Below are 22,785 nucleotides of genomic sequence, written 5' to 3'. Positions count from 1 at the left end.
CAACGATTCCGCGAAAGGTCCGTCATGTCGTTCCATTCCCGTCCGATCCGCCGCAGCAACAACAGCGGCGGCAACGGTTTCATCCATCCGCTGTCGAGCGAGATCACGTCCCGGGAGGTCTACGAAGGCCGCCGGGACATGCTGAAGCTCATGGCCGGCGGTGCCGCGGGAGCCGCGCTGGCGGCATTCGCCTCGCGCGAAGCCCTGGCGCAGACCGAGCGCCCCAACAAGCTGGCGGCGCTGCCCGGCGTGAAGTCGGCGGTTCCGGGCGCCATCTCGATGGAGAAGGTCACCGACTACAAGGACGCTTCCACCTACAACAACTTCTACGAGTTCGGCACCGACAAGGCTGATCCGGCGAAGAACGCCGGCACGCTGAAGACGCGGCCCTGGACCGTGGAGGTGGAAGGACTGGTCAAGAAGCCGGGCAAGTACGGCATCGAAGACCTGCTGAAGCTCAGCGCGCAGGAAGAGCGCATCTACCGCCTGCGCTGCGTCGAGGGCTGGTCGATGGTGATTCCGTGGGTGGGCTATTCGCTGGCCGAGCTCATCAAGAAGGTCGAGCCGCAGGGCAACGCCAAGTTCGTCGAGTTCGTGACGCTGGCCGATCCCAAGACCATGCCCTTCGTGGGCTCGCGCGTGCTCGACTGGCCCTACACCGAGGGCCTGCGCATGGACGAGGCGATGCATCCGCTCACGCTGCTTGCCTTCGGCATGTACGGCGAGGTGCTGCCCAACCAGAACGGCGCACCGGTGCGGCTGGTGGTGCCATGGAAGTACGGCTTCAAGTCGGCCAAGTCGATCGTGAAGATCCGCTTCGTCGAGAAGGAGCCGAGCACCGCCTGGAACAAGGCTGCGGCCAACGAGTACGGCTTCTATTCGAACGTGAACCCCAACGTCGACCATCCGCGCTGGAGCCAGGCCACCGAGCGCCGCATCGGCGACGGTGGTGGCCTGTTCGCCAAGCGGCGCAAGACCGAGCTGTTCAACGGCTACGAAGCGCAGGTCGGCCAGCTTTACGCGGGCATGGACCTCAAGAAGAATTACTGAGCCGGCTTCTGCGCGCGGTCATCGCCCCATGAACAAGCTGCTCATGCATCCGGCGACCAAGCCGGTCGTCTTCCTGCTGTGCCTGCTGCCGTTCGCGCTGCTGGCCTATGGCGCGTTCACGGACGGGCTGGGCGCCAACCCCGCCGAGTTCCTGATCCGCGCCACCGGCGACTGGACGCTGCGCTTCATCTGCATCGTGCTGGCGGTGACGCCGCTGCGCGTGATGAGCAAGTGGAACGCGCTGGCACGCTACCGCCGCATGCTGGGCCTGTTCGCGTACTTCTACGTGGTGCTGCACCTGCTGTGCTACAGCTGGTTCGACATGGGCTTCGAGTGGAGCGACATCGCGAAGGACATCGCCAAGCGGCCGTTCATCCTGGTGGGCTTCTCGGCCTTCGTGCTGCTGACGCCGCTGGCGGCCACCTCGTTCAACCGTGCGATCAAGGCGATGGGTGCGAAGCGCTGGCAGCTGCTGCACCGGCTGGTCTACCTGATCGCGGGGCTGGGCCTGCTGCATTTCTTCTGGATGCGCGCGGGCAAGAACAACTTCGCGGAAGTGTTCGTCTACGCCGCGATCATCGGCGTGCTGCTTGCGTGGCGCGTGTGGAATTTCGCCAGCAAGCGCGGCAAGGCGAAGCCGGCGGCAGGCGCAGTACGCAACGGCGAGAAGCCGCTGCGTACCGGCTGAAGGACTGCAGTCAGCCGTCGATCTCGCTGCGCAGCTGGTCTTCCATCGTCTCGCGACGGCGGATCAGCCTAGCGCTCGCGCCGCTCACCAGCACTTCGGCGGCGCGGCCGCGCGTGTTGTAGTTGCTGGACATGCTCATGCAGTACGCACCCGCCGACAGCACGGCCAGGAAATCTCCGGCCAGCACGTTGAGTGCGCGGTCGCGGCCGAGCCAGTCGCCGCTTTCGCAGACCGGGCCGACCACGTCGTAGGTCGTGGCATTGCCGGCGCGGGCGCGCACCGGCACGATGCGCTGGAAGGCCTGGTACATCGCGGGACGCGGCAGGTCGTTCATGGCCGCGTCGACGATGCAGAAGTTCTTGTCTTCGCCGGGCTTGGTGTAGAGCACTTCGGTCAGGCACACGCCGGCGTTGCCGACCAGCGAACGGCCGGGTTCGATCACCAGCTTGCGCTTGCCGAAGCCGCGCGCGTCGAGCTTGGCGAGCAGCTGCTGCCACAGCGCATCGGCCTTGGGCGGCACTTCGCCGTTGTAGTCGATGCCCAGGCCGCCGCCGAAGTCCAGGTGATGGATCGGTACGCCGGCAGCCTCGATGGCTTCCACCAGGTCGAGCACGCGGTCGCATGCGTCGAGATAGGGCGAGGCTTCGGTGATCTGGGAGCCGATGTGGCAGTCGATGCCCACCACCTCCAGGCCCGGCAGTCGCGCGGCGTGCTTGTAGGCCTCGACAGCGCGGTCGTGCGCGATGCCGAACTTGTTGCCCTTCAGGCCGGTGGAAATGTACGGATGCGTCTTCGGATCGACGTTCGGATTGATGCGGATGCTGATCGGCGCACGCTTGCCTTCGGCAACCGCCACTTCGTTGAGCACGTCGAGCTCGGCTTCGCTCTCGACGTTGAAGCAGGCGATGCCGGCCGCGAGGGCCTGGCGCATCTCGGCGCGGGTCTTGCCCACGCCCGAGAAGATGATCTTCTTCGGATCGGCGCCGACGGCCAGCACGCGCGCCAGTTCGCCACCCGAGACGATGTCGAAGCCGCAGCCGGCTTCCGCGAACACGCGCAGCACGCCGAGCGAGGAATTCGCCTTCATCGCGTAGCAGATGAGGGCGTCGCGTCCCTCGAAGCCGCGCTGGTACGCCGCCAGGGCGTCCAGCATCCATTGCTGCGAGTAGACGAAGAGGGGAGTGCCGTGCTCGCGGGCCAGCGCATCGAGCGCGACGCCTTCGACGTGCAGCGCGCCGTCGCGTTCCGCGATGTGCGGTTGGCCGGGCAGGGAGTTGGCGGTTGCGCTCACTTGCGTTGCTCCGTGCCGGTGTTGTTGCTGTTGCTGCCCGCCGGTGCGCTGGCGGCTGCGGCCGGCGCGGGGGCAGCCTGACTGGAAGACGTAGAGGAAGTGGAGGGCGACGACCTCAGGCTATCGGGCGTCATGAGCTCCGGCAGCGTGGCGCGCCCGGCGGCGGCCGGATCGGTCGGCAGGTACAGCGGACCGCGCTGCCCGCAGGCCGCGACAAGCCCGGCGGCGCCCACGGCGAGGCAGACCATGAGCGCAGCGCGGACGCGGGTGCTCACTAGAATTTGGTGAACGTTCAACATGGCGAAATTGTAATGACCGACACCGAGTACATGGATCGCGCCGAGGCTGCCCTTGCAGCCATCGAGCTGGGCTGCGACCGCATCAACGAAGCGACCGACGCGGACATCGACAACCAGAGGGTGGGCGGGATGATCACGATTTCATTCCGCAACGGCAGCCAGCTGATCGTGAACCTGCAGAAGCCCCTCCAGGAAATCTGGCTTGCCGCGCGTTCCGGCGGCTATCACTACCGCCACGACGGCAAGGCCTGGCTCGACACCAAGACCGGCGAGGAGTTCTTCGGCAATCTGTCGCGCGAAGCGACTCTTCAGGCCGGGCAGCCGCTGAGCTTCGCGGCTGCCTGATCTTTCGCGGCCCTTTCGCGTCCGCCGCCTTCAGTTGCGGAACAGGTCGAGGATGCGGTTGCGCTCTTCGGGCGGGGCCGGCGGGCTCACCGGGGCACCGGTCAGAGCCTCCACTGGCGCCGCGGGTGCGGATTCCACCCCCAGGCTTGCAACGCCGCGTCCTGGCGCATAGTCGTCGTAATACCACTCGCCGCCGACGTTCACGATGCCCGAGGGCGGATTGGCCGACAGCTCGGTCACGGGCACGCCCTTGATGGCGGTTTCCATGTAGGTGATCCAGATCGGCAGGCTCAGGCCGCCGCCGGTCTCGCGGTCGCCCAGGTTGCGCGGCGTGTCGTAGCCGATCCACGAGATGGCCGTCATGGTGGGCTGGAAGCCGGCGAACCATGCGTCGAGCGAGTCGTTGGTGGTGCCGGTCTTGCCGTACAGGTCGGGGCGCTTGAGCATCGCCTGCGCCTTCGCGGCGGTGCCGCCGCGGGCCACGGAATTCAGCAGCGTGTCCATGATGAAGGCATTGCGTTGCGGGATGACGCGCAGCGATTCGCTCAGCAAGGGCGGCTGCTTGTCGACCAGTACCTTGTCCTTGTGGTCGGTGATGCGGGTCACGAGGTAGGGATTGACGCGGTAGCCGCCGTTGGCGAACACCGAATAGCCCACCGCCATCTGCATCGGCGTGACCGAGCCTGCGCCGAGCGCCATCGGCAGGTAGGCCGGGTGCTTTTCCTTGTCGAAGCCGAAGTTGGTGATCCATTCCTGCGCATAGCGCGTGCCGATGGACTGCAGGATGCGGATCGACACGAGGTTCTTCGATTTCATCAGCGCGGTGCGCATCGACATCGGGCCGTCGTAGCCGCCACCGTAGTTCTTCGGCTCCCAGGGCTGGCCGCCGGTGGTGCCGGCGTCGAAGAAGAGCGGGCCGTCGTTGATGACCGTGGCGGGGGTGAAGCCTTTCTCGAGCGCGGCCGAGTAGATAAAGGGCTTGAAGCTCGAACCCGGTTGGCGCCATGCCTGCGTCACGTGGTTGAATTTGTTCTTGCCGAAGTCGAAGCCGCCGACCAGCGCCTTGATGGCGCCGTCGCGAGGGTCCATCGCGACGAATGCGCCTTCGACCTCGGGCAGCTGAGTGATTTCCCAGGTGTTCTTCGGCGTCTTCACCACGCGGATGACCGCGCCGCGGCGGATCTTGATGTTCGGCGGGGCCTTGTCGGAGAGGCCGGACTGCGCGGGCTTGAGGCCATCGCCAGTGATCTGCACCGGGTCGCCGTTGCCGCGGACTGCATCGATCTGCTTGGGCGTGGCCTTGAGCACAACCGCCGCCATCACGTCGCCGTTGTCGGGGTGGTCGGTGAGCGCATCGTCCACGGCCTCGTCGAGTTCCTTGGGATCGTTCGGCAGGTCGACGAACTTCTCGGGGCCGCGATAGATCTGGCGGCGCTCGTAGTCCATGATGCCCTTGCGCAGCGCCTTGTAGGCGGCGGCCTGGTCGGCAGCGACCAGCGAGGTGTAGACCTTGAGGCCGCGCGTGTAGGTGCTGTCGCCGTACTGCGCGTACATCAGCTGGCGAACCGTTTCCGCGACGTACTCGGCGTGCAGGCGATTCGGGTCGGCGGCATCGCGCAGATGCAGCTCTTCCTTCTTGGCTTCCGCGGCTTGCTCGGCGGTGATGAAGCCGGCTTCCTGCATGCGGTCGATCACGTAGAACTGGCGGCCGCGCGCGCGCTGCGGGTTGTTGACGGGGTTGTTGGCGCCGGGTGCCTTCGGCAGGCCGGCCAGCATGGCGGCCTGCGCGATGGTGAGCTCCTGCAGGGGCTTGCCGAAGTAGGCTTCGGAGGCGGCGGCGAAGCCGTAGGCGCGGTTGCCGAGGTAGATCTGGTTCAGGTAGATCTCGAAGATCTGGTCCTTGGTCAGCAGGTGCTCCAGCTTGAAGGTGAGCAGCACCTCGTAGATCTTGCGGGTGAGCGTTTTCTCGGAGCTCAGGTAGACGTTGCGCGCCACCTGCATGGTGATGGTCGACGCGCCCTGGCTCTTCACGCGGTTCATGTTGGCCAGGCCGGCGCGCACCATGCCCTTGTAGTCGACGCCGCCGTGGTCGTAGAAGCGAGCGTCTTCAGCGGCCAGGACGGCATCTTTCACGACCTTCGGAATCGCCGAGATCGGGGTGAGGTTGCGGCGCTCCTCGCCGAACTCGCCGATCAGGATGCCTTCGGCCGAGAACACCCGCAGCGGCAGCTTGGGCCTGTAGTCGGAGAGCTCGCTGATGTCAGGCAGGTTCGGGTAGGCGACCGCGAGGGCCACGGCGACTACGCACAGCACGGCAAGCACGCCGGCCAGCGCGATGCCGAAGCTCCAGAAGAAAAAGCGCAACAGCCATTTCAGCCAGGTCGGGCGCTTGGTGGGAGGGGTCTTGGCTGGCCCTTTGGGGCTGGAAGTTTCTTGCATGAGGGGCCGCACAGAGTCACCCGACATTATAAAAAGCCGCCCCCTCCACACGATCCGATCTTTGAGGGGCTTGCATTGCCCTAATTCAAAAGTTACAAAATGCGGTTTTGACGTCAGGTTTTGACAACGCTTCAGGGTTTTGCCCTGCGGCGTTGCTTGGTTGCCGCTACGCCTGCTGCTAGCATGCAACCGAATTCAATTTTTTCTATTGGTTACAAATACAGGGGAAGAGGAACCTAACTTGGCTGCTCTTGGATCATTGTTTCGTCGTCAGAACGCTCCCCTGCTGGGGCTGGACGTAAGTTCGTCCAGCGTCAAGCTGGTCGAGCTCGGCCGCGAGGCCAGCGGCAAGCTGGTCCTGGAGCGCTGCGCCATCGAGCCCCTCGAGCGCGGCTGGATCACCGACGGCAACGTCGAGAAGTTCGACGAGGTGGCCGAAGCCGTCCGCCGCGTCATCCGCAAGAGCGGCACGCGTACCCGCAACGTGGCGCTCGCGCTGCCGCCCTCGGCCGTCATCACCAAGAAGATCATTCTTCCCGGCGGCATGAGCGAGCAGGAGCTCGAGATCCAGGTCGAATCCGAGGCCAACCAATACATCCCGTTCTCGCTGGACGAAGTCAGCCTCGATTTCTGCGTGACGGGACCGAGCACAACTTCCGCCGGCGACGTCGAAGTGCTGATCGCCGCATCGCGCAAGGAGAAGGTCCAGGACCGTGAAGGCCTGGCGGAAGCCGCCGGTCTGAAGGCGATGATCCTCGACGTCGAGTCCTATGCTTCGCGACTGGCAACAGCCCGCCTGATCGAGCAGCTGCCCGGCAAGGGCGTTGATTCGATCGTGGCTCTCTTCGAGGTGGGTGCCTTCACCACCAGCATGCAGGTGCTGCGCAACCAGGAAGTGCTGTACGACCGCGACCAGGCGTTCGGTGGTGCCCAACTCACGCAGCTTATCGTGCGCCAGTACGGTTTTTCCGCGGAAGAGGCCGAAGCGAAGAAGCGTAGCGGCGACTTGCCTGACGACTACGGCTCGGGTGTCCTGAAGCCCTTCGTGGAAAGCATCGCACAGGAAATCGCGCGCGCGCTCCAGTTCTTTTTCACCAGCACGCCGCACAACCGCGTCGATTACGTCCTGCTGGCGGGTGGATCGGCTTCGCTGCCGGGCCTGACCAATGCCGTCACGCGGCAGACGTCGTTCGCCTGCTCGTTGCTCAATCCCTTCGAAGGGATGGAAATCAGCTCGAACGTTCGCGAGAAGAAGGTACGTCGCGAGGCGCCGTCCTATCTCACCTCGTGCGGGCTGGCCATGCGGAGGTTCCTGCAGTGATCCTCATCAATCTGCTTCCGCACCGCGAAGCTGCGCGCAAGCGCAGGCGCGAGGCGTTCTATGGCACCCTGGGCGCCGCGGCGGTTCTGGGCGTCCTGATCGCAGGCCTGGGTTACCTCTGGTTCGAGGCCCAGATTTCGGCACAGCAATCGAAGAACAGCTTCCTCCAGGCCGAGATCAAGAAGCTCGAAGTCGAGATCAAGGAAATCTCGACCCTGCAGGAAGAAATCGCCGCGCTGCGCGCGCGCCAGCAGGCGGTCGAAGATCTCCAGGGCGACCGCAACCTTCCTGTGCACCTGCTCAACGAGCTGGTCCGGCAGTTGCCCGATGGCGTCTACCTGACCAACATGAAGCAGGACAACCAGACTGTCACGCTGCAAGGCATGGCGCAGTCGAACGAGCGTGTCTCGGAACTGCTGCGCAACCTTGGTAACAACAGCCCGTGGCTGGTGAAGCCCGAGCTGGTCGAAATCACGTCGGCGAACGTGAACCTGAATCCACGCGACCAGCGTCGCGTGGCGAACTTCACGATGCGCATTGGCCTGAAACGCCCCACCGATGCTCAGAAGGCCGCCGCCGATAAGGCGCTGGCCGCAACGGCGCAGTCCAAGGGGTAACCGATCATGGCAAGCAATCGCCCCTCCCAGAAAATCGACGTCGCCGCTGCATTGCAGCGCTTCGGCGACCAGTTTCGCGGGCTCAATCCGAACGATCCGTCGGCATGGCCGTCGGTGCCCCGTTATGCGCTCTGCCTGGCGGTCACCGCATTGGTGCTCGTCGCCCTCTGGTTCGCCTGGCTGACCAATTCGAACGACGAGCTCGAGAACGAGCGTTCCAAGGAAGTCGCGCTCAAGGCCGATTACCAGAAGAAGGTGGCCCAGGCAGCCAATCTCGAGTTGCTGAAGAAGCAGCGCGAGCAGGTGCAGCAGTACGTGACCCTGCTCGAGAAGCAGCTGCCCAGCAAGGCCGAAATGGATGCCCTGCTGTCGGACATCAACCAGGCGGGCCTTGGTCGCAGCCTTCAGTTCGAACTGTTCCGTCCGGGGCAGGTGTCGGTCAAGGACTACTACGCCGAGCTTCCGATCGCCGTTCGCGTGACCGGGCGCTACCACGACATGGGAGCTTTCGCCGCCGACGTGGCGGGCCTCTCGCGCATCGTGACGCTGAACAACATCTCCGTCACCCCGCAGAAGGACAAGGACGTGCTGACGATGGATGCCACCGCGCGTACCTACCGTTACCTCGATGACGACGAGCGGGCCGCGCAGAAGCGCGCTTCCGCACCGAAGGCGAAGAAATGAAGATCGTCGCCAAAGTACTGTGGCTGACGCTGGCGGCGTCGGCACTGAGCGCCTGCGATTCGGACCAGGAAGACCTGCAGCGGTGGATGGCCGAGCAACGCGCCCAGGTGAAGCCCTCGGTGCCGCCTATCTCCGAGCCCAAGAAGTTCACCCCGCAGGCGTACACCGAAGCCTCGGCGTTCGAGCCTTTCAACATCCTGAAGCTGACCCAGGCGCTGCGCCGCGAATCGAACCAGCCGAGCACCTCCGAGCTGATCGCGCCCGAACTGGCGCGCCGCAAGGAGGCGCTCGAGGCCTTCCCGCTCGACTCGATGGCCATGGTGGGAAGCATGAATCGCAACGGTCAGCCGGTGGCGCTGGTCCGTGTCGACAAGCTGCTCTACAAGGTGCGCGTCGGCGAATACCTGGGACTCAACTACGGGCGTATCACCCGAATCAACGAAACCGAAGTCGCCCTGCGTGAAATCGTGCAGGACGCCGCCGGTGAATGGATCGAACGCGTCGCGACGCTGCAGCTGCAAGAGAGTGCGAAATGAACCATAAGAAATCAACGATGGCACAGTGGCTGCGCGCTGCCGGCCTGGGTCTGCTGGCTTTCGGCGCATTGGCCGTGGCCCATGCGCAAAATGCCATCGAAGCCGTGACCAGCTCCACGCAGTCCGGCTCGGAAGTGATCCGTATCGATCTTGCGCAACCGCTCGCCGCGGTGCCCGCCGGATTCACCGTGCAGACGCCGGCGCGCATCGCGCTCGACTTCCCGGGCGTCACCAATGCCATCGGCCGTTCCGCCATCGAAGTGAATCAGGGCAACCTGCGCTCGGTGAACGTGGTGCAGGCCGGTGAACGCAGCCGCGTGGTGCTGAACCTGAAGCAGGCGACAGCCTACAAGGCCGAGATCCAGGGCAAGTCGCTGCTGGTTGTGCTGGAGCCGGTCGCCGGCGCCGCGCTTGCCGCATCGGCGGGCACGACCTTCGCGGAAAACCGCAACCGGGACACGCTGCCTCTCAAGGACGTCGATTTCCGCCTCGGCTCCGACAGCACGGGCCGGGTCATCGTCGATCTTCCGAACAACCAGGTGGGCGTCGACGTCAAGCAGCAGGGCAAGAGCCTTGTCGTGGAGTTCACCAAGTCCACGTTGCCCGAGGGCCTGCGCCGTCGTCTCGATGTCGCCGACTTCGGAACTCCGGTTCAACTGATCACTTCGCAGCAGTCGGGCGACCGTGTCCGCATGACGATCGACGCCAAGGGTGACTGGGAGCACAGCGCCTACCAGAGCGAGAACCAGTTCGTTGTCGAAGTTCGTGCCCGCAAGGTCGACCCGACCAAGCTGACCCAGGGCGTGGGCTACAACGGCGAGAAGCTGTCGCTGAACTTCCAGAACATCGAGATCCGCTCGCTGCTGCAGGTGATCGCCGACTTCACGAACTTCAACATCGTGACCTCAGACTCTGTGAGTGGTGCCCTGACGCTGCGGCTGAAGGACGTGCCCTGGGACCAGGCCCTCGACATCATCATGCAGGCGAAGAACCTGGGCATGCGCAAGAACGGCAGCGTGCTGTGGATCGCGCCGAAGGATGAGATCAACGCCAAGGAAAAGCTCGAGTTCGAGGCCAAGGCCGCGATCGAGAATCTGGAGCCGCTGCGGACCCAGTCGTTCCAGCTCAATTACACCAAGGCGATTGCCATTGCGCAGGGTCTGACGGGTACGGGGGCATCGTCTGGTGGCGGTGGGGGTAGTGGTACGACGACGCGTATCCTGAGCCCGCGCGGTAGCGTCATCGCCGAGTCGCGCACGAATCAGCTCTTCGTCTCCGACATCCCGTCGCGCTTGGCCCAGGTGACCGACTTGATCCAGAAACTGGACGTCCCGGTTCGCCAGGTGCTTATCGAGGCCCGGATCGTCGAAGCTTCCGACACCTTCGGTAAGTCGCTCGGTGTGCGGCTGGGCGGCGGTATCTCCGGCGAGCGTTTCGCCTCCTCTGCTGGTAATCGGGCCTACGGCAACATCGGCGTGATGCCTGTCGTCACGCCAGGCACCAACGGTAGTGCCAGCACCGCCACCACCACTTGGACTAACTCCAACTTCATCAACCTCCCTGCAGGCGACGCCGGCGGCACCGGTAACGCTGCAGGCACCTTCGCGATCTCGCTCTTCAATTCGAGCTTCTCGCGCATGCTGAACCTGGAAATCTCGGCGCTCGAGGCCGACGGCAAGGGCAAGCTGGTGTCCAGCCCCCGCGTCATCACGGCCGACCAGACCAAGGCGCTGATCGAGCAGGGCGAGGAAATCCCGTACCAGCAGGCCACGTCCAGCGGCGCTACTTCGATCTCGTTCCGCAAGGCGGTGCTGAAGCTCGAAGTCACGCCCCAGATCACGCCTGAAGGCAACATCATCCTGACGCTGGACGTGAGCAAGGACGCCCGTGGCGTGAACACGTCGGCGGGCCCGGCCATCAACACCAAGCACGTGCAGACCGAGGTGCTGGTCGAGAACGGCGGCACGGTTGTCATCGGTGGTATCTTCGAGCTCACCGAAACCAATGACGAATCGCGCGTGCCGGTGCTGGGTGAAGTGCCCTATCTGGGGGCACTGTTCCGCAAGCGCGAACGCGTTGCCAACAAGACTGAAATGCTCGTCTTTATCACCCCGAAGATGATTACCGACCGCAACGCCGCGCGCTGACGCGCGGGCGTAGCAGCCACCGCGTGGCGGTCGCACTCGTCGGCTTGCCCGGCGCCGGAAAATCCGCAGTGGGCCGGCGCCTGGGGATGCGGCTGGACCTTCCTTTCGTGGACACCGATCACGTGATCGAGCAGCGCATCGGCTGCTCGATCCGTGATTACTTCGAGCGCGAAGGCGAAATCGCCTTCCGGGATCTCGAACAGACCGTGATTGCCGATCTGGCGGCCAACGCCCAGGGCGTGCTGGCCACGGGAGGCGGTGCTGTTCTGCGGGAAGCCAACCGCAAGCAGTTGCGCGATCACTTCCACGTGATCTACCTGCGCTCCTCCCCTGAAGACCTGTTCCGGCGCCTGCGCCACGACGTGAAGCGCCCCCTGCTGCAGGTGGCCGACCCACTGGGGCGGTTGCGGGAGTTGCACGATGCGCGCGACCCGTTCTACCGGGAAACCGCCCATGACGTGGTCGATACCGGCCGCCCGACGATCGCCATGCTGGTGAACATCATCGTGATGCAGCTCGAGCTGGCGGGCGTCGTCGAACCGGGTGCTCATCCGGAAGATCCCCCCGCCTGAGCCTGCCGGCCGCGCAGCGCCTAAACTCGCTGCCCATGTCCCTGTCCGAACTCTCCGCTCCGCCAGAACGCGTCGACATCCAGCTCGGCGACCGCAGCTACCCGATCCTTATCGGCGCCGGCCTGCTGGACGACCCGCGGAGCTTCGCCGCCGTGCCCGCTTCGGCGACGGCCCTGATCGTCAGCAACACCACTGTGGCACCGCTCTATGCCAAGGCGCTGCAGGCGGCGCTGGCGGGCCGGTTCCGGGCGGTCCACCTGCTCGAGTTGCCCGACGGCGAGGTGCACAAGAATCTCCAGACGCTGAACCTGATCTTCGACGAGCTGCTCGGCCACGGCAGCGACCGCAAGACCGTGCTTTTCGCGTTGGGCGGCGGCGTGGTTGGCGACATGACCGGCTTCGCGGCCGCCAGCTACATGCGTGGCGTTCCCTTCGTGCAGGTGCCGACCACGCTGCTGGCGCAGGTCGATTCCTCGGTGGGCGGCAAGACGGCCATCAACCACCCGCTCGGCAAGAACATGATCGGCGCGTTCTACCAGCCCCAGCTCGTGGTCTGCGACCTGGGCACGCTGCAGACCCTGCCGCCGCGGGAGCTCAGCGCTGGCCTGGCCGAAGTCATCAAGTACGGCCCGATCCACGACATGGCTTTTCTCGACTGGATCGAGGCGAACATCGGCGCCCTCGTCGCGAGGGAGCCGGCCGCGCTGGCCTACGCGGTCAAGCGCAGTTGCGAGATCAAGGCGCTGGTGGTCGGGCAGGACGAGCGCGAAAGTGGCCTGCGGGCCATCCTCAACTTCGGCCACACCTTCGGCCACGCCATCGAATCGGGGCTCGGCTATGGCGAGTGGCTGCATGGCGAGGCCGTCGGTTGCGGCATGGTGATGGCGGCACGGCTGTCGCAGCGGCTCGGCGGCGTCGACGCCGCCTTCGTCGAACGGCTCACGCGGCTGATCGAACGGGCCGGCCTGCCGATCGTCGGCCCGGCGCTGGGCGCGGACCGCTACCTGGAGCTGATGCGCGTCGACAAGAAATCGGAGGCCGGCGAGATCCGTTTCGTGGTGATCGACCGGCCCGGCTCGGCGGTGGTCCGCAGCGCGCCCGACGCGCTCGTGCGCGAAGTGCTCGCTCAGAGCTGCGCGCAGCAGTAATGAGCCTCGCGGCCTATGCCTGCCTGCCCGCGCGCTCGCGCGGCCGTCGGCATGCGGAGCCGCCCGCGCCCACGCGCGATGCCTTCCAGCGCGACCGCGACCGGATCGTGCATTCCACGGCCTTCCGCCGGTTGGTCTACAAGACGCAGGTCTTCCTGAACCACGAGGGGGACCTGTTTCGCACCCGGCTCACGCATTCGCTCGAAGTGGCCCAGCTCGGCCGATCGATCGCGCGGGCGCTGCGCATCAACGAGGATCTGGTCGAGGCTATCGCCCTCGCGCACGACCTGGGCCACACGCCCTTCGGCCATGCGGGCCAGGATGCGCTCAACGACTGCATGGCCGGGCACGGCGGCTTCGAGCACAACCTGCAGAGCCTGCGCGTGGTCGACGCGCTGGAGCATCGCTATCCGCAGTACGACGGCCTGAATCTCAGTTTCGAGACCCGCGAGGGCATCCTCAAGCATTGTTCGCGCGCGAATGCCGAGCGCCTGGAGGCCGCGGAGCCCAACGGCGTGGCGCGGCGTTTTCTCGACCGCACGCAGCCGGGGCTGGAGGCTCAGCTGTGCAACCTGGCCGACGCCATCGCCTACAACGCCCACGACATCGACGACGGCGTGCGCTCGGGGCTCATCACGGTCGAACAGCTGTCCGACGTCGAGCTGTTCGCGCGCCATCGTCGCGAAGCGCTGGCCGAGCATCCGCACCTGCAGGGGCGCCGCGTGCTCTACGAGACCATCCGGCGCATGCTGAGCGCGCAGGTCTACGACGTGATCGACGCGACGCGCGCGGCGCTGGAGGCTCTGGCACCGGCTGATGCCGACGCGGTGCGCAAGGCCCCGCCCGTCGTCGCATTCAGCGACACCATGCAGGCCCAGTCGGAAGACCTGAAGCGCTTTCTTTTCCACAACCTCTACCGGCATCCCCAGGTCACCCAGACCACCGACCAGGCGCGGCAGGTGGTGCGGGAGCTGTTCGCGGCGTACCTGGAGCGTGGAGCCGAGATGCCGGCTTCCTACGACGAACGCCAGGACAGGCCCCGCGCGGTCGCCGACTACATCGCCGGCATGACCGACCGCTTCGCCGTGCGCGAGCATGAACGGCTGACCGGCCGGCGGGGCATCGCATGAGTGGGCAGGTCGTGCGACCGCGCGTTCCGGCTGCCGCATTCGCTGTCCTGCTGGGCGGTGTCAGCGGGGCCTTGCACCTGGGCAAGCTGCCGCCTGCCGTGCCGGCGCTGCAGGCATCGCTGGGCATCGGGCTGGTCGAGGCGGGGTTCCTGCTGTCGCTGGTGCAGGTCGCGAGCATGACGCTCGGGCTGCTGGTCGGGCTGGCCGCCGACACCATCGGCCTGCGCCGCAGCATGCTGACCGGGCTCGTGGTGCTCACGGTTGCCAGCCTGCTGGGCGGCCTGGCGGGCACCGAGCTGGGCGGGGCGCATGCCGTGCAATGGCTGCTGGTGCTGCGTGCCGTGGAAGGCGTCGGTTTCCTGCTGGCCGTGATGCCAGGGCCTGGCCTGATCCGTGCCCTCACGCCGCCCGGTGCCGACAAGGCGGCGCTGGGCCTCTGGGGTGCCTACATGCCGCTGGGCGTGGCCCTCGCGCTGCTGCTGGGGCCGGCCCTGATCGCCCGGGGCGGGTGGGCGGACTGGTGGTGGGCGCTCTCGGCCGTGTCCGCCGTGTCGGCCGTCTGGCTCTGGATGGCGGTGCCGGCCGACCGGCTCCGTCCCGCGTCGGCGGGGCCGGCTTCCGGCGGCTGGTCGTCCCGGCTGCGCGCCACCGTGGGGGCGCGTGCGCCGTGGCTGGTCGCGCTGACCTTCGCCGTGTACTCGTCGCAGTGGATGGCGGTGATCGGCTTCCTGCCCGCCATCTACGCGGGTGCCGGCGTGCCGGCTGCCTGGAACGCGGTGCTCACCGCGCTCGCCGCCGCCATGAACATCGTCGGCAACGTCGCCGGCGGGCGCTGGCTGCAGCGCGGCGTGGCTCCCGAGCGGCTGCTGCAGCTTGGTTTTCTGACGATGGCGCTGGGCGGCGTGGCCGCGTTCGCGCAGGCAGGGCAGGGTGCCGACGCCCTGGGCCTGCCGCCGGTGCTGCGCTACATCGCCGTCTGCGCCTTCTCGCTGGGGGGCGGCATGGTGCCCGCCACGCTGTTCCTGCTGGGCGTGCGGCTGGCTCCCGGGCCTTCCACCGTGTCGACGACCGTCGGCCTCATGCAGCAGGCCTCCTCGCTCGGCCAGTTCCTGGCGCCGCCAGCGGTGGCCTGGCTGGCGAACCGCGTCGGCGGCTGGCACTGGACCTGGACGGCCACGCTGGCCTGCTCGCTGATCGGCATGGCGATCGCCCGGCGCCTCGGGCGCATTCGCCCCGCCGCGGAGATGGCATGACGCACCCGGCGACAATCGGGGCCGCCCAGGCCGAGGCCGACACGCGGCGCTGGCTCGAACGCGCGGTGATCGGCCTCAACCTGTGTCCCTTCGCGAAAGCCGTGCACGTGAAGGGGCAGATCCACTACGCCGTGTACGAGCCCGCCGAAGAGCCCGACCTGATCGACGCGCTGCTTGCCCAGGCCGAAGAACTCGTGGCGCTGGACGCCGCCGTGCGCGACACAACCCTTCTGATTGCACCGAACGCCTTGGCCGACTTTCTGGACTTCAACGACTTCACGGCGCGAGCCGAGCGCCGGCTGGCGCGCGCCGGATTCGACGGCGTGCTGCAGCTGGCGAGCTTTCATCCGCGGTTCCAGTTCGCCGGCACCGAAGCCGACGACATCGGCAATGCCACCAACCGCGCGCCGTATCCCACACTGCATCTGCTTCGCGAAGACAGCGTGAGCCGTGCGGTCGAGGCGTTCCCCGAGGCCGAGGAGATCTTCGAGCGCAACATCGACAGGCTCGAGGCGCTGGGGGCCGAGGGCTGGGCTGAGCTCGACGTCGGGCCGGGGAGCGCAAGGCCATGAACACGAAGACTGCACCGAAAACGAACAAGGCCGCCAAGGCCGACGCCGAGCTGGCCGAGGCTCTGCGCCCCGGCCAGTCGGTCGAGCTGCTCAAGGAACTGCACATCCTGACCCGAGAGGGCCGACTCAACCAGGACTCGCGGCGCAAGCTCAAGCAGGTCTATCACCTGTTCCAGTTCATCGAGCAACTGCTGCGCGAACTGCCGGAAGAGGGCGCGGGCGCCACGCTGGCCGACCATGGGGCGGGCAAGTCGTACCTGGGCTTCATCATCTACGACCTGTTCTTCCGGGCCCGGTCGGGCGGCGGCCACGTCTATGGCATCGAGACGCGCGGCGAGCTGGTCGAGCGGTCGCGCGAGTTGGCGAAACGCCTGGGCTTCGAGCGCATGTCGTTCCTGAACCTCACGGTGGCCGAATCGGCCCAGGCGGGCGAACTGCCGACGCAGATCGACGTGGTCACCGCGCTGCACGCCTGCGACACCGCCACCGACGATGCCATCGCCTTCGGCCTGGCCAAGAAGGCTCGCTGCATGGTGCTCGTGCCCTGCTGCCAGGCCGAGGTGGCCGCCTGCCTGCGCGAGACCAAGGCGCTCGCGTTGTCGCGCACGCCGCTGGCCGAGCTGTGGCGCCATCCGCTTCACACGCGCGAGATCGGCAGCCAGCTCACCAACGTGCTGCGCTGCCTGTATCTCGAGGCCAACGGCTACAGCGTCACGGTGACCGAACTGGTCGGCTGGGAGCACAGCATGAAGAACGAGCTGATCCTGGCGCGCTACACCGGCCAGCGCAAAGCGAGCGCAGCTGCGCGGCTGCGCGAACTGCTGGCGCAGTTCGGGCTCGACAAGCTCGGCGACACGCGCTTCCGGCTCGCCTGAGCGCGGGCGCGCAACCCGCGTCTGCCGGATCGGATTCATCCATGGCCCGCCTTCCGCGCCTCACGCTGGCCGACATGCCGCACCACGTGATCCAGCGCGGCAACAACCGCCAGCCGATCTTCACGGACCGCGCCGATCACGAGAAGCTGCTCGCGCTGCTGGCCGAGAACGCCGCGCGCTTCGGCGTCGCGGTGCATGCCTACGTGCTGATGGACAACCACTTCCACCTGCTGGCTACGCCAGACAGCATCACCGGCCTGCCGCAGTTCATGCAATCGGTGGGGCGCAGCTACGTGCGCTACTTCAACGACCGCCACGGCCGCAGCGGCACGCTGTGGGAAGGACGCTACAGGTCGACGCTGATCCAGACCGATCGCTACTTGATGACCTGCATGGCCTACATCGACCTCAACCCGGTGCGGGCGGGCATGGTGGCCGATGCGCGCGACTTCCCGTGGTCCAGCCACGGCCACTACGCCGGCCTGCGGCACGACCGGCTGCTGACGCCGCACCCGCTGTACTGGGAGCTCGGCAACACGCCGTTCGCGCGGGAGGCGGCGTATGTCGAACTGGTGCGCGCCGGGGTGCGCGCAGCCGATCAGAAAGCCCTGACCGAGGCCACCCTGCGGGGCTGGGCTGCCGGCGACGACGACTTTCTCGAGAGCCTGCAGAAGTCCACCGAGCGCCGCGTGGTCAAGGCAAAGGCCGGACGGCCGCCATCCAACTCCCAATCCTGATCCGGAAAGCATGCCTCCATGCGTTGCATGGATTGGCTTTTTTGCTCCTGATTTTGATATGTCCCCAATTTAATTCCTATCGAAAAACTCAACATTTAAATGGAATCTGACCCCTATTAAAGTGTTTGGCATTCTTTGTGCAACGCAATATGCTCCGATTCCCTGCGAAAACTGAAGGAGCGCGCCATGACGACGGCTGCCGAGATCAAGCATCTCCAAGAACACGGTCTGTATTCCGCTGCCGACGAGCACGATGCCTGCGGCGTCGGCTTCGTTGCACACATCAAGGGCGAGAAAAGCCACGCCATCGTGCTGCAGGGCCTGAAGATCCTCGAAAACCTCGACCATCGCGGCGCAGTGGGCGCCGACAAGCTGATGGGCGACGGCGCCGGCATCCTGATCCAGCTGCCCGACCACCTCTACCGCGAGGAAATGGCGAAGCAGGGCGTCACGCTGCCCCCGCCGGGCGAATACGGCGTCGGCATGATCTTCCTGCCGAAGGAACACGCCTCCCGCGAAGCCTGCGAGCAGGAGATGGAACGCGCCATCAAGGCCGAAGGCCAGGTGCTGCTCGGCTGGCGCGACGTGCCGGTCAACCGCGACATGCCCATGTCGCCCACCGTGCGCGAAAAGGAACCGCTGCTGCGCCAGGTCTTCATCGGCCGCGGCAACGACGTGATCGTGCAGGACGCGCTGGAGCGCAAGCTCTACGTGATCCGCAAGACCGCCAGCGCCAACATCCAGCGCCTGAAGCTCAAGCACAGCAAGGAATACTACGTTCCCAGCATGTCGAGCCGCACCGTGGTCTACAAGGGCCTGCTGCTGGCCGACCAGGTCGGTACCTACTACCTCGACCTGCAGGACAAGCGCTGCGTCTCGGCCCTGGGCCTGGTGCACCAGCGCTTCTCGACCAACACCTTCCCCGAGTGGCCGCTGGCCCACCCGTACCGCTACGTTGCCCACAACGGCGAAATCAACACGGTCAAGGGCAACTACAACTGGATGAAGGCGCGCGAGGGCGTGATGTCCTCGCCGGTGCTGGGTGCCGACCTGCAGAAGCTCTACCCGATCAGCTTCGCCGGCCAGTCCGACACCGCCACCTTCGACAACTGCCTCGAGCTGCTGACGATGGCCGGCTACCCCATCAGCCAGGCCGTGATGATGATGATTCCCGAGCCCTGGGAACAGCACGCCACCATGGACCCGCGCCGTCGCGCGTTCTATGAGTACCACGCCGCCATGCTCGAGCCGTGGGACGGCCCGGCCTCCATCGTGTTCACCGACGGCCGCCAGATCGGCGCCACGCTCGACCGCAACGGCCTGCGCCCCTCGCGCTACTGCGTGACCGACGACGACCTGGTCATCATGGCTTCGGAGTCGGGCGTGCTGCCCGTGCCCGAGCAGAAGATCGTGCGCAAGTGGCGCCTGCAGCCCGGCAAGATGTTCCTGATCGACCTGGAACAGGGCCGCCTGATCGACGACGAGGAGGTCAAGGCCAACCTCGCCAACAGCAAGCCCTACAAGCAGTGGATCGAGAACCTGCGCATCAAGCTCGACAGCGTGAAGGCCGAGGCCGCCGAAGCGGTCAAGGCGCCGCTGTCGCAGGTGCCGCTGCTCGACCGCCAGCAGGCCTTCGGCTACACCCAGGAAGACATCAAGTTCCTGATGAGCCCGATGGCACAGGCCGGCGAAGAGGGCATCGGCTCCATGGGCAACGACAGCCCGCTGGCCGTGCTCTCGAGCAAAAACAAGCCGCTGTACAACTACTTCAAGCAGTTGTTCGCGCAGGTCACGAACCCGCCGATCGACCCGATCCGCGAAGCCATCGTGATGTCGCTGGTGTCCTTCATCGGCCCCAAGCCGAACCTGCTGGACATCAACCAGGTCAACCCGCCGATGCGGCTCGAAGTGAGCCAGCCGATCCTCGACTTCGCCGACATGGCGAAGCTGCGCGACATCGGCAAGTACACGCAGGGCAAGTTCAAGAGCTACGTGCTCGACATCACCTACCCGCTCGCGTGGGGCGACGAGGGCGTCGAAGCCAAGCTGGCCTCGCTGTGCGCCGAAGCCGTGGACGCCATCAAGGGCGGCCACAACATCCTGATCGTCAGCGACCGCGGCGTGAGCCCCACGCAGGTGGCCATTCCCGCCGTGCTGGCGCTGTCGGCCGTGCACCAGTACCTGGTGCGCGAGGGCCTGCGCACCACGGCCGGCCTGGTGGTCGAGACCGGTTCGGCGCGCGAAGTGCATCACTTCGGTGTGCTGGCCGGCTACGGTGCGGAAGCCGTGCACCCCTACCTCGCCATGGAAACGCTGGTCGCGATGCACGCCGACCTGCCGGGCGAGCTGAGCGCCGACAAGGCGGTCTACAACTACGTCAAGGCGATCGGCAAGGGTCTGTCGAAGATCATGTCGAAGATGGGTGTCAGCACCTACATGAGCTACTGCGGCGCGCAGCTGTTCGAAGCCATCGGCCTGAACAGCGAGACGGTGAGCAAGTACTTCACCGGCACCGCCAGCCGCGTGGAAGGCATCGGCGTCTTCGAGATCGCCGAGGAAGCCATCCGCATGCACAAGGCCGCCTTCGGCGACGACCCGGTGCTCGCCAACATGCTCGACGCCGGCGGCGAATACGCCTGGCGCACGCGCGGCGAGGAGCACATGTGGACGCCCGACGCCATCGCCAAGCTGCAGCACAGCACGCGCTCCAACAACTGGAACACGTACAAGGAATACGCGCAGCTCATCAACGACCAGAACCGTCGCCACCTCACGCTGCGCGGCCTGTTCGAATTCAAGATCGACCCGGCCAAGGCCATTCCGGTCGACGAGGTCGAGGCGGCGGCGGAAATCGTCAAGCGCTTCGCCACCGGCGCGATGTCGCTGGGCTCCATCAGCACCGAGGCGCACTCGGTGCTGGCCGTGGCCATGAACCGCATCGGCGGCAAGAGCAACACCGGCGAAGGCGGCGAAGACCCCGCGCGCTACCGCAACGAGCTCAAGGGCATCCCGATCAAGCAGGGCGACACGCTGCGCAGCATCGTCGGTGCCGAGAACGTCGAGGTCGACCTGCCGCTGAAGGACGGCGACTCGCTGCGCTCGCGCATCAAGCAGGTCGCGTCGGGCCGCTTCGGCGTCACTGCCGAGTACCTGCACTCGGCCGACCAGATCCAGATCAAGATGGCCCAGGGCGCCAAGCCGGGCGAGGGCGGCCAGCTGCCGGGCGGCAAGGTCACGCAGTACATCGGCAAGCAGCGCTATGCCGTGCCGGGCGTGGGCCTCATTTCGCCGCCGCCGCACCACGACATCTACTCGATCGAAGACCTGGCGCAGCTGATCCACGACCTGAAGAACACCGCGCCGCACGCCAGCATCAGCGTGAAGCTGGTGAGCGAGATCGGCGTGGGCACCATCGCGGCCGGCGTTGCCAAGTGCAAGAGCGACCACGTCGTGATCGCCGGCCATGACGGCGGCACGGGCGCCTCGCCCTGGTCGTCGATCAAGCACGCGGGCAGCCCGTGGGAAATCGGCCTGGCCGAGACGCAGCAGACGCTGGTGCTCAACCGCCTGCGCAGCCGCATCCGCGTGCAGGCCGACGGCCAGATGAAGACCGGCCGCGACGTCGCCATCGGCGCGCTGCTGGGTGCCGACGAGTTCGGCTTCGCCACCGCGCCGCTGGTGGTCGAGGGCTGCATCATGATGCGCAAGTGCCACCTGAACACCTGCCCGGTGGGCGTGGCCACGCAAGACCCGGTGCTGCGCAAGAAGTTCTCGGGCAAGCCCGAGCACGTCGTCAACTACTTCTTCTTCGTTGCGGAAGAAGTGCGCCAGATCATGGCCCAGCTCGGCATCCGCAAGTTCGACGACCTGATCGGCCGTGCCGACCTGCTCGACATGCGCAAGGGCATCGAGCACTGGAAGGCCGCGGGCCTGGACTTCAGCCGCCTGTTCGCGCTGCCGAACGTGCCGGCCGAAGTGCCGCGCTTCCATGTCGAGAACCAGGACCACGGCCTCGACAAGGCGCTCGACGTCAAGCTCATCGAGAAGTCGCGTCCCGCCATCGACAAGGGCGAGAAGGTGCAGTTCATCGAGGTGGCGCGCAACGTCAACCGCTCGGTGGGCGCGATGCTCTCGGGCGCGCTGACCAAGGTGCATCCGCAGGGCCTGCCCGACGACTCGATCCGCATCCAGCTCGAAGGCACGGGCGGCCAGTCGTTCGGCGCCTTCCTGGCGCGCGGCATCACGCTGTACCTGATCGGCGACGCCAACGACTACACCGGCAAGGGCCTCTCGGGCGGCCGCGTGGTGGTGCGTCCCAGCCTCGACTTCCGCGGTGAAGCGGCACGCAACACCATCGTCGGCAACACCGCGCTGTACGGCGCGACCACCGGCGAGGCCTACCTGTGCGGCGTGGCCGGCGAGCGCTTCGCGGTGCGCCTGTCGGGCGCCACGGCGGTCATCGAAGGCACCGGCGACCACGGCTGCGAATACATGACCGGCGGCACGGTGGCCGTGCTCGGCAAGACCGGCCGCAACTTCGCGGCCGGCATGAGCGGCGGCGTCGCCTTCGTCTACGACGAGGACGGCCAGTTCGCTTCGCGCTGCAACCTCTCGATGGTCTCGCTCGACAAGGTGCTGACCTCGGCCGAGCAGACCGCCAGCGTGCACCGCAAGATCTGGCACGGCGGCGAGACCGACGAGGCCCAGCTGAAGAAGCTGCTCGAGGAGCACCACCGCTGGACCGGCAGCAAGCGTGCGCGCGAACTGCTCGACAACTGGTCCGTGTCGCGCACCAAGTTCGTGAAGGTGTTCCCGAACGAATACAAGCGCGCGCTGGCCGAGCTGCACGACCGCAAGGTCGAGCTCACGAGCAGCGGCAACAACGCGCACATCGGCCTGGAGCCGCACGCGCTTGCCGCCCCCGCACCGCAGACGGTCCCCGCCGCGGCTTGAAGATCAACCAAAACAGAATGAACCTCTGTAAGGCATGCAGCGCGTGAAACTGTCACAGCCCCTTCGGGGAACACCGCGGAACCGGCTTTGCCGGGCCGCTGGTGTTGCCCCCTTGAGGGGGGAGGCGG

19 protein-coding genes are annotated in these 22,785 nt (G+C 66.3%); 16 read left to right on the top strand and 3 right to left on the bottom strand.

Annotated features, from left to right (window positions below):
* Nucleotides 1-24 precede the first annotated feature (24 nt).
* Together msrP and BMY35_RS07295 are read left to right on the top strand one after the other, a co-directional pair.
* A complete protein-coding gene (gene msrP / locus BMY35_RS07300) occupies nt 25-1,050 on the top strand; it encodes a protein-methionine-sulfoxide reductase catalytic subunit MsrP (protein ID WP_093196418.1) in 1,026 nt (341 codons plus the stop codon).
* Nucleotides 1,051-1,078: 28 nt separating this feature from the next.
* A complete protein-coding gene (locus tag BMY35_RS07295; RefSeq protein ID WP_093196416.1) occupies nt 1,079-1,738 on the top strand; it encodes a protein-methionine-sulfoxide reductase heme-binding subunit MsrQ in 660 nt (219 codons plus the stop codon).
* A gap of 10 nt (nt 1,739-1,748) precedes the next feature.
* Here BMY35_RS07295 and lysA read toward each other — a convergent pair whose 3' ends face one another.
* Both lysA and BMY35_RS07285 read right to left on the bottom strand, forming a co-directional pair.
* Entirely contained in the window at nt 1,749-3,029 is a 1,281-nt protein-coding gene (gene lysA, locus BMY35_RS07290; protein WP_093196415.1) for a diaminopimelate decarboxylase, read from the bottom strand.
* On the bottom strand, nt 3,026-3,328 hold the full coding sequence (locus tag BMY35_RS07285; RefSeq protein WP_093196413.1) for an LPS translocon maturation chaperone LptM: 303 nt from the start codon (nt 3,326-3,328) through the stop codon (nt 3,026-3,028). The genes lysA and BMY35_RS07285 overlap by 4 nt, the downstream gene beginning before the upstream one ends.
* Before the next feature lie 12 nt (nt 3,329-3,340).
* Here BMY35_RS07285 and cyaY point away from each other — a divergent pair, with 12 nt between their 5' ends.
* Nucleotides 3,341-3,673 (top strand): iron donor protein CyaY, encoded by a 333-nt coding sequence (gene cyaY, locus BMY35_RS07280; protein ID WP_093196411.1) that lies wholly within the window; start codon nt 3,341-3,343, stop codon nt 3,671-3,673.
* Nucleotides 3,674-3,703: 30 nt separating this feature from the next.
* Here cyaY and BMY35_RS07275 read toward each other — a convergent pair whose 3' ends face one another.
* Complete coding sequence (locus tag BMY35_RS07275; protein WP_093196409.1) at nt 3,704-6,112, bottom strand: penicillin-binding protein 1A; 2,409 nt, start codon at nt 6,110-6,112, stop codon at nt 3,704-3,706.
* A 241-nt stretch (nt 6,113-6,353) separates the two neighbouring features.
* Here BMY35_RS07275 and BMY35_RS07270 point away from each other — a divergent pair, with 241 nt between their 5' ends.
* The 13 genes from BMY35_RS07270 to BMY35_RS07210 all read left to right on the top strand — a co-directional run bounded on the left by BMY35_RS07270 (nt 6,354) and on the right by BMY35_RS07210 (nt 22,657).
* Nucleotides 6,354-7,433, top strand: a complete 1,080-nt coding sequence (locus BMY35_RS07270) for a pilus assembly protein PilM (protein ID WP_093196407.1) — start codon at nt 6,354-6,356, stop codon at nt 7,431-7,433.
* Nucleotides 7,430-8,050, top strand: a complete 621-nt coding sequence (locus BMY35_RS07265) for a PilN domain-containing protein (protein WP_093196406.1) — start codon at nt 7,430-7,432, stop codon at nt 8,048-8,050. The genes BMY35_RS07270 and BMY35_RS07265 overlap by 4 nt, the downstream gene beginning before the upstream one ends.
* A gap of 6 nt (nt 8,051-8,056) precedes the next feature.
* The gene (locus tag BMY35_RS07260; protein WP_093196404.1) at nt 8,057-8,734 is read left to right on the top strand and encodes a type IV pilus inner membrane component PilO; all 678 of its coding nucleotides are present in this window, start codon (nt 8,057-8,059) and stop codon (nt 8,732-8,734) included.
* Complete coding sequence (locus tag BMY35_RS07255) at nt 8,731-9,270, top strand: pilus assembly protein PilP (protein WP_093196402.1); 540 nt, start codon at nt 8,731-8,733, stop codon at nt 9,268-9,270. Before BMY35_RS07260 ends, BMY35_RS07255 begins: the two co-directional genes overlap by 4 nt.
* Complete coding sequence (pilQ, locus tag BMY35_RS07250) at nt 9,267-11,417, top strand: type IV pilus secretin PilQ (RefSeq protein WP_093196400.1); 2,151 nt, start codon at nt 9,267-9,269, stop codon at nt 11,415-11,417. The genes BMY35_RS07255 and pilQ overlap by 4 nt, the downstream gene beginning before the upstream one ends.
* Nucleotides 11,418-11,440: 23 nt before the next feature.
* Entirely contained in the window at nt 11,441-11,989 is a 549-nt protein-coding gene (locus tag BMY35_RS07245) for a shikimate kinase (RefSeq protein WP_093196399.1), read from the top strand.
* A gap of 35 nt (nt 11,990-12,024) precedes the next feature.
* On the top strand, nt 12,025-13,137 hold the full coding sequence (gene aroB, locus BMY35_RS07240) for a 3-dehydroquinate synthase (RefSeq protein WP_176947388.1): 1,113 nt from the start codon (nt 12,025-12,027) through the stop codon (nt 13,135-13,137).
* A complete protein-coding gene (locus BMY35_RS07235) occupies nt 13,137-14,267 on the top strand; it encodes a deoxyguanosinetriphosphate triphosphohydrolase (protein ID WP_093196395.1) in 1,131 nt (376 codons plus the stop codon). Before aroB ends, BMY35_RS07235 begins: the two co-directional genes overlap by 1 nt.
* Entirely contained in the window at nt 14,264-15,520 is a 1,257-nt protein-coding gene (locus BMY35_RS07230) for an MFS transporter (protein WP_093196393.1), read from the top strand. The genes BMY35_RS07235 and BMY35_RS07230 overlap by 4 nt, the downstream gene beginning before the upstream one ends.
* Entirely contained in the window at nt 15,517-16,092 is a 576-nt protein-coding gene (locus tag BMY35_RS07225) for a DUF1415 domain-containing protein (protein WP_093196391.1), read from the top strand. Before BMY35_RS07230 ends, BMY35_RS07225 begins: the two co-directional genes overlap by 4 nt.
* Nucleotides 16,089-16,967, top strand: a complete 879-nt coding sequence (locus BMY35_RS07220; protein ID WP_093196390.1) for a class I SAM-dependent methyltransferase — start codon at nt 16,089-16,091, stop codon at nt 16,965-16,967. Before BMY35_RS07225 ends, BMY35_RS07220 begins: the two co-directional genes overlap by 4 nt.
* A 41-nt stretch (nt 16,968-17,008) precedes the next feature.
* The gene (locus BMY35_RS07215) at nt 17,009-17,704 is read left to right on the top strand and encodes a transposase (RefSeq protein WP_093196388.1); all 696 of its coding nucleotides are present in this window, start codon (nt 17,009-17,011) and stop codon (nt 17,702-17,704) included.
* A 186-nt stretch (nt 17,705-17,890) separates the two neighbouring features.
* Complete coding sequence (locus tag BMY35_RS07210) at nt 17,891-22,657, top strand: glutamate synthase-related protein (protein ID WP_093196386.1); 4,767 nt, start codon at nt 17,891-17,893, stop codon at nt 22,655-22,657.
* Nucleotides 22,658-22,785 lie beyond the last annotated feature (128 nt).

It is taken from the genome of Variovorax sp. YR750 (genome assembly GCF_900109805.1).
GTDB lineage: Bacteria > Pseudomonadota > Gammaproteobacteria > Burkholderiales > Burkholderiaceae_C > Variovorax > Variovorax gossypii.
This window is presented reverse-complemented; position numbering and strand designations above follow the sequence as displayed.